Here is a 7,072-nt window from a genome sequence, read left to right as displayed (position 1 = left end):
ATTTTGGAGAGCGTTTGTTCGATAGAATAGTAATAGCAGGCATTACAGGATTATGATAAATTACGGACAATCAAAAACATTTTTTTAATTTTTTATTTCTTTTCAGAAACCCCACAAAACAAAATATTTGCTCTTTACAACTGTAAAATTAGATCATACACAAAAAAAATGCTTCACGTGTAGCGGTGAAAGTGAAGACTATAAAAAAATAGTTAGGAATCCAGTTTTGGTTTTGTGAAATTAGTGATGCGACTAAAACAGTATGTTGAATAATATTTCAGAAGATAGGAAACTAAGAAGTATCTTTGCATTCATCTCAAAATAGATCTCTTGGAACTAAACCCAACCGAAATTGTAGGCTATCTTGCTAGCCTTTTTGTATTGTTGTCTTTTTTTAATAAAGATATCCGAAAACTTCGCATTATTAATTCTATAGGCTGTGCACTTTTTGTGACCTATGGCGTCTTGTTAGGAAGTATACCTATTATTATTACAAATGTGGCTATCCTGTTTGTGAACGCATATTATTTGTTTTTAAAGAAAGATTAGGTTTTCGTTATAAGGCATAAAAAAAGGATGGTTCTAAAACCACCCTCTTTTGAGGAGAATTGTAATGTAAATGTGAGGTAACTTTACACTATGCGAATTATAATAAGGCCATTATCTGACTTAATCTTTTAGATGGACTATTTCCTTTCAATATTTTTTGTACAATCGATTTTATCTCTTTTTTTTGAGTAAAAATGTGCGTTGTACCATCTTTATGCTCTACCAATAAGTAGGTATTTAAATCAAACTGGGTTAAAAAATAATCTCTTTCTTCTTTATTACCAACATGAATTTTGAGCTCTTGTTGGGTATGACCGCTATCTTCAATGTTCATTTTTTCTTAATCCTAGGTATGGGTTTGTAACAATGTGAAATTATACAATTTCAAACAACTTACACAAAGGTTTAACCATACAAAAAGTAAGGTTTTCCCCTCGTTTGTATGTGTGTTTTACACCAACTTTACAAGGTTAGCCCTTACATTTAATAGGTACATAATATGTAAATTAGTATATTCTAAAGAAGTCGCTATGTTACGTTATTTTATCATTGATCAGCCTAAAAATTGTACAACACTAAAGTATTTTTTAGAGGAGCATTCGTGGTTAAAATTTCATGGCTCTGAGGCTACATATGATGAGGGTTTAAATAGTGTTTTAAAACTAAAGCCGAACATTGTTTTTGTCAACATAGATGGAATTTCTGGAGGAATTAACATGTTTGTTAGAGAAGTCTCACAATATCTCGAAGAGGCTCCACATTTTATAGCAATATCAAAAACAAAAGCTGCGGCATATGATGCTTTCAAAGAAGGGTTTGTGGATTATTTCTTAAACCCATTTAAAGAACTTGAAATTCGTAAGTCACTACTTCGTTTCAAGTCAAGATTTGATGTAAAAACAAACACCACATTGTGTCTTAATTCATATAAAGACTATCAATATCTCAACACAGATGATATTATCTTTTTAAAGGCTGATAATAACACAACAGATTTTTATTTAAACGATGGAACAGTTGTTAGCGCCTACAAAACCTTAAAGACTTTTGAAAGTTTACTTCCAGATAACTTTTACAGAATTCACAAAAGCTATGTGATTAATAAAAATTACATTTCTAGAATAAACCAAGGAAAAGGAAAGTGCAATCTCAAGACGCATCCTGAAGCAATTCCATTTACAAAAACATATAAATGTAACATTGAAGATATGAAATCTTCACTTACAGCTATTTCTGTCTCTGCTTTAAATTAATATTCCTCTCAAAAAACACCCTTTCACTAGCAGACCTTATGGGTTCAATAGTTGTTGTTGAAAATGAGGTTGTAAGATTCTTATCTGTTATATTTTGCAAGCAGAAAGAAGCTTCTATTCCTGTCACAATCTCCTCATAAAAGGTTTTGACATTATTTCACGTTAGGACCAAAAGGGCCTAGCAATTTTAAAATCTTTAAACCCACAAAAATGAAAAATTTAAAAATAGTTATAGCAATCGCTGCTTTTACATTAGGTATGACATCATGTACAGAAGAAGCAATGGTTGACGACGCAACACAACAAGAACTAGCAACTGGTGGAGAAAGCTCTTCACAGCCAGACAACGATAAAGACAAGGATGGTGATTAAATAAATAATTATTTTATAACTTGCAAAAGCTCAAACATTTTAAAAATACGTTTGAGCTTTTTTAGTTGCTATGGTTGATTACTCCCTTACTAGTATTAGAAAACTCCATTTTTTATATTATGGTGTTTTCATGATGTGTGTGATTAGTTGTACAACTCAAAAAGAGTCACCTAAAATATCTAATCAAGATATCGATGCTGCTTCTAAACCTACCCTTATAGAATATTTTAATACTTTAAAAGAAGCTAAAAGCGATACCATTTCGCTTCAACAAATGCTTCGTATTCTAGATAAAACTGAGGTTAAAAAGGACACCACATTGTTTTTAGCATATAATGCCTATGTGCAACAAGAAGCTACAAGAGGTGAATTTAAAAACGCTTTAGCAGAAACCTATTGGAATAAGGCTACCTTTTTTGTAAAATACAATGACTTTATAAACGCCTTTAAAAACTACAAAAAAGCATTTGAATTGTATAATAGCATTGAAGAAGAGTATTATGCCGCTAAAATGCTGTATAATATGGCATTTATTCAAGGGCGTGTAAAAGATAACTACGGAGCCGAGAGCAATCTTTTTTCAACAATCTCCATCTACAAGAATTTAAAGAAGAACACATCTTTATATAAGTCTTATAATCTCTTAGGAAATATTTATACAGATATTGATGATTTTGAAAGTGCCATTCAATATCATAAAAAAAGTATGGAGCTATTGCCTGCTATCCAAAAAGAGAATACCTATTATTCGGCCTCTTCAAATGATATTGGCTTGGTGTATCAGAAACAAGAAAACTTCCAAGAAGCACTTCGTTATTTTAGGCAAGCACTAGAAGATGAACTTGTTAGAAAGGACATTAGACTGTATGCCACCATACAAGATAATATTGCAAATGCTAAATTGTTGCTGTCTGATACTACAGGCGTATATCAACAATTACAAGAGTCATTTGCAATTAGAGATAGCATAAATGATTCAGCGGGTATTATTGTTAGTAAATTACATTTGGCGTCGTATTATGCCTTTCGGAAGGATACGCTCAAAGCAATCTCAATAGCCAAAGAAGCAAATCAAGCATCTAAAAAAATTAACAATAATAGAGATGTGTTGACATCATATTTCTTATTGTCAAAACTAGATCAAAAGAATTCTAAAAAATACTTAACCAGATATATCGCAATAAATGATAGCATTCAAAAAAAGGACGATAATTTAAAGAATACGTTTGCACGACTCCGTTTTGAAACAGATGATTATATTTTTCAAAATGAAACCCTGGTGCAGCAGCAAACTATCATCTTAATTGGGTCTATTCTCACGATTACGTTTTTAACCATGCTTTATTTTTTAATAGCACAGCGTCAAAAAAATAAATTGTTATTGTTTGAAAAAGAAAATGAAGCCTCTAATAAAGAAGTATCTCGTTTAATTTATGAACAACAAACCGCTCTTGAAAATGGTAGATTACAAGAGCGAAATAGAATCGCCGAAGAATTACACGATGGGGTTTTAGGCAAATTATTTGGCACTAGAATGAAAATTGGCTATTTAAAAGTAGCCAAAAAAGACAACCTAGAATTAAAAGAAAACATTGTCTCTTTGCATGAATTGGAAAAGGATATTAGAAAACTATCACATAATTTGAAGAGTAACATTTCTGCTTCCAAACAGGATTATGGTCTTATTGTAAAAAGGCTATTAAAAGAACAAAGTGAATTAGGAAACTACGCGTATCATTTTCATGCATCGCCAGCTATCGATTGGAATAAAATTTCAGAAACACATAAAATAGAACTCTTTAGAATTGTGCAAGAATCCCTGCAAAATATCCGCAAACATGCAGCTGCAGAAAATGTCTACATAGATTTTGAAATGTTACCAGAACATTGGGCTATTACCGTAAAAGATGATGGTCTTGGGTTTGATAGTAGTAAAAGAAAAAATGGAATCGGACTCGATAATATACAAACAAGAGTTGCAAGACTTGGGGGAGAACTTAGTATTGATTCTGAGCCAACCAAAGGAACTAGTTTAAAAATTGTATTTTTAGATTCAAATTCATAAATCGATCATGGCGGTTACGCAGGTACTTATTGTTGAAGATCATCCTATTATTGCGCAAGCGTATATGAAGTCGCTTGAAGTAATAGCTGAGGAAAGCGATACTCATCAGTTTGCTATCGATCATAAATCTACTATTTATGATGCCACAGTAGCACTAGGTTTAAAACCCTACGATTTAATTTTTCTAGACATCAACCTTCCTATTCCTGAAGACAGAAAGATGCTATCTGGAGAAGATTTAGGACTTCATATTAAAAAGCAATATCCCAACTCAAAAGTGATTGTTTGTACCACGTATAATGATAATTATAGGGTAGACAGTATTTTTAGAAGTATCAATCCTGAGGGCTTTATTATTAAAAGTGAATTACTGCCAGAAGATTTAAAAGGCGCTATTTTAAATGTGTTAGATAACGATACCTATTACAGCAAGACACCAAAACAAGTGCTTAGAAACAACACTGTTTCGCAGTTTACTTTAGATAAAATAGATCGCCAATTGTTGTATGAAATTTCTATGGGAACTAGAATTTCAGACATGCCACAAAAAATTCCATTGTCTTTAAGTGCCATAGAAAGACGTAAAAAAAAGCTCAAAGAAATCTTTAATATTCAACAAGGAGATGACAAAAAGCTGTTGGCTATTGCTAGAGAAAAAGGCTTTTTATAAACGCTTTTAAAAACTACAATTGCTAGCTAAAGGAACCATGGTTTTTTAGTATCTACTAACCACTTACTTGGTTGTTCTTTATTTTGAGTTGTTTTTTACCTTTTCTGTGATAATCTTCGATACTTCTTTTAATGTTCCAGCTTCAAAAAGTAGTGGAAGCTCTTTTAGTGGTGTTCTAACGGGAGCTTTGTAATTAACATAATCTTGAAATGTAATACCATCTACCACACGGCTATTATAGGCTTCTCTAAAACGTACACCGCCACCATTAACTTGGTAATTATAAGCTAAGTAGTCTATTTTATGAGTTTCTTGATGCACCCAATAGTAATACTCATCATCAAAGTCGATTCCGCCACCTTCTTGCGAGAAGGTAATCTCAACAACATCATAGCGCTTGTTTTTGATACTCGTTTCATGTACAAATTTTTTGTGTACTGCTTTGTCTTTTAGTTTATGAGGTAAGGTGGCAAAATAGATCACAGAATTTAGGGCTTCCGAATATTTCAGTATATCTTCTTCGGAAATTTCCTGGGGTGCACCTTCTTTCGTTCTCGAAAAAGTACCGTCTACAATCTTATCTAGATAGGTGCTCCCATCCTTAGTTGCTTGTGCTTCATAGGTGTACTTGGTACCATTATTTGCAAAGCGATAGTGTTTCTTTCTAAATACGAAACTATAATCGGCTGTTTCATATAGATCACCTCCATGTGCTTCAATAGCGCTATCAATAATGTGTTGCGCTTTTGAAGGTTTTACAACGCCATCTTTTACTAGCGTTGGAGCTAAGGTTTCTTTAGATGTCTCTGCGTTGTTCTTGCAAGATATGCTTACTAATACTAAGCTAAAGAATCCAAAGACAAGGTGTTTTTTCATGGTTAATGTGGTTTATTAATGATGCTAAGTCGTAACGTTTTGTGATTCATTTCAACAGGTGCCAATTATTGTAAAATATTTTAAAAAAAGTGTTGGGGTTTCTTAAGGAGCATATGGCGTACAATGATGTGAAATTTTATTATCTTGAAAAACTCTTTATTTTCAACTCATGGCTGCAAAATAATAGTTCAAATACACATACGCTCATCAATATGAATTTTTTAAAGAAACTACTAAACAAAAACACCAACGAAGAAATAGCATCACTTACCAAAGGGTATTGCCCAAATTGTTGGGGAGACCAAGAATATGCAGATGAGGTACGAGAAAAATTTAAAGATCCGCAGATAGATGTAAATAATGGAGAAGCTAATTATGCTTTTGTGCAAAAATTTATGGTCACACACCTTAATGGCATTAAATTAAAAAGCACTACCGCAGGAGTGGGTTGTCCGAGATGCAGACAAAAACACACATAATTATGTATTATAGTTCTGTGTTTGAAAGCAATCTTCAAGCATTTTAAATAGCGCAGGATGTTTTCTTTGTAAGAGTTCGGGACGTTCAAAAAAATACTCAGATGCTACTGCAAAAAACTCTTGTTTGTTGGTGCCACCATAGCTCCTAATGTCTGAAGTGTCATTATGTATCGCTTCCATTTCTTCATGCATCAAGTTGAGCCATGGAATGGCATATTGATTCTCTAACAAGCGTTCGGGTATGCCGTCTGTTACTCCATCAGTTTTGTCAACCAAATGCACAAACTCGTGCACTCCCGTATTACTTTTATCTGTTTTGTTGCTAAAACCGCTACGAAGGGCTTTTTTACTTAAAATCATTTGTCCTTCAAATCGGCCCGTGCCTACCAAGCCAAGGATCTTTTTTCCATCTGCATTGGCGCTAAATTCTAAATCTTCATTAAAGGTGTCTGGATATAGTAACACGCCACTTAGGTTGTTGTAGTGCCAGTCTTTAAAGCCAAAAACTGGAATAACGGCACTCGCTGCAATTAGAATCTGATCTAATACTGTCACTTCTGTTTTAACACCTTCGATGTATACTTCATCTAAGAAGCGTTGCATTCTTTTCTGAAATATTTGCTGCTGCTCTTGTGTTAGTTTGGTGTAAAATAGCACATGCTTTGTAAGTAATGAATGCCAGTTCTTAGTGTCTAATTGTGCGGGCTTTTTCTTTGCTTTTGAAAATGCATAGACGGCAAAGAGAATAAGTAAGGCAAATAAGAGAAGATATGTCATGCTTTAAAAATAGCAAATAGTGACAACAAAT

The 7,072-nt window shown here is 33.2% G+C and carries 8 protein-coding genes; 5 read left to right on the top strand and 3 right to left on the bottom strand.

Going from position 1 to position 7,072, the window contains the following annotated elements:
• Window positions 1-330: 330 nt before the first annotated feature.
• Window positions 331-549, top strand: coding sequence for a YgjV family protein (locus tag ACY2RS_RS09500; protein WP_490098409.1), 219 nt, complete (start codon window positions 331-333; stop codon window positions 547-549).
• Between the two features lie 97 nt (window positions 550-646).
• Here the strand turns inward: ACY2RS_RS09500 and ACY2RS_RS09495 are convergent, their stop codons facing one another.
• Window positions 647-883 (bottom strand): hypothetical protein, encoded by a 237-nt coding sequence (locus ACY2RS_RS09495; RefSeq protein ID WP_490098408.1) that lies wholly within the window; start codon window positions 881-883, stop codon window positions 647-649.
• A 196-nt stretch (window positions 884-1,079) separates the two neighbouring features.
• Between ACY2RS_RS09495 and ACY2RS_RS09490 the strand changes: the two genes are divergently transcribed.
• The 3 genes from ACY2RS_RS09490 to ACY2RS_RS09480 all read left to right on the top strand — a co-directional run bounded on the left by ACY2RS_RS09490 (window position 1,080) and on the right by ACY2RS_RS09480 (window position 4,909).
• The gene (locus ACY2RS_RS09490) at window positions 1,080-1,802 is read left to right on the top strand and encodes a LytR/AlgR family response regulator transcription factor (protein ID WP_490098407.1); all 723 of its coding nucleotides are present in this window, start codon (window positions 1,080-1,082) and stop codon (window positions 1,800-1,802) included.
• A 511-nt stretch (window positions 1,803-2,313) separates the two neighbouring features.
• The gene (locus tag ACY2RS_RS09485; RefSeq protein WP_490098406.1) at window positions 2,314-4,239 is read left to right on the top strand and encodes a tetratricopeptide repeat-containing sensor histidine kinase; all 1,926 of its coding nucleotides are present in this window, start codon (window positions 2,314-2,316) and stop codon (window positions 4,237-4,239) included.
• 7 nt (window positions 4,240-4,246) lie between these two features.
• Window positions 4,247-4,909 carry a response regulator gene (locus ACY2RS_RS09480; RefSeq protein WP_490098405.1) on the top strand — a complete coding sequence of 221 codons (663 nt, stop codon included), beginning with the start codon at window positions 4,247-4,249 and terminating at the stop codon, window positions 4,907-4,909.
• 78 nt (window positions 4,910-4,987) lie between these two features.
• Here the strand turns inward: ACY2RS_RS09480 and ACY2RS_RS09475 are convergent, their stop codons facing one another.
• Window positions 4,988-5,785 carry a DUF6503 family protein gene (locus ACY2RS_RS09475; RefSeq protein ID WP_490098404.1) on the bottom strand — a complete coding sequence of 266 codons (798 nt, stop codon included), beginning with the start codon at window positions 5,783-5,785 and terminating at the stop codon, window positions 4,988-4,990.
• Between the two features lie 212 nt (window positions 5,786-5,997).
• Between ACY2RS_RS09475 and ACY2RS_RS09470 the strand changes: the two genes are divergently transcribed.
• The gene (locus ACY2RS_RS09470) at window positions 5,998-6,264 is read left to right on the top strand and encodes a hypothetical protein (RefSeq protein WP_490098403.1); all 267 of its coding nucleotides are present in this window, start codon (window positions 5,998-6,000) and stop codon (window positions 6,262-6,264) included.
• Here ACY2RS_RS09470 and ACY2RS_RS09465 read toward each other — a convergent pair whose 3' ends face one another.
• Entirely contained in the window at window positions 6,265-7,041 is a 777-nt protein-coding gene (locus tag ACY2RS_RS09465; RefSeq protein ID WP_490098402.1) for a M90 family metallopeptidase, read from the bottom strand. It lies immediately after the preceding gene.
• Window positions 7,042-7,072 lie beyond the last annotated feature (31 nt).

It is taken from the genome of Patiriisocius sp. 208BN25-11, from assembly GCF_058147145.1.
The sequence above is the reverse complement of the archived record's forward strand: the minus strand, read 5'-3'. Positions and strand labels throughout refer to the sequence as shown.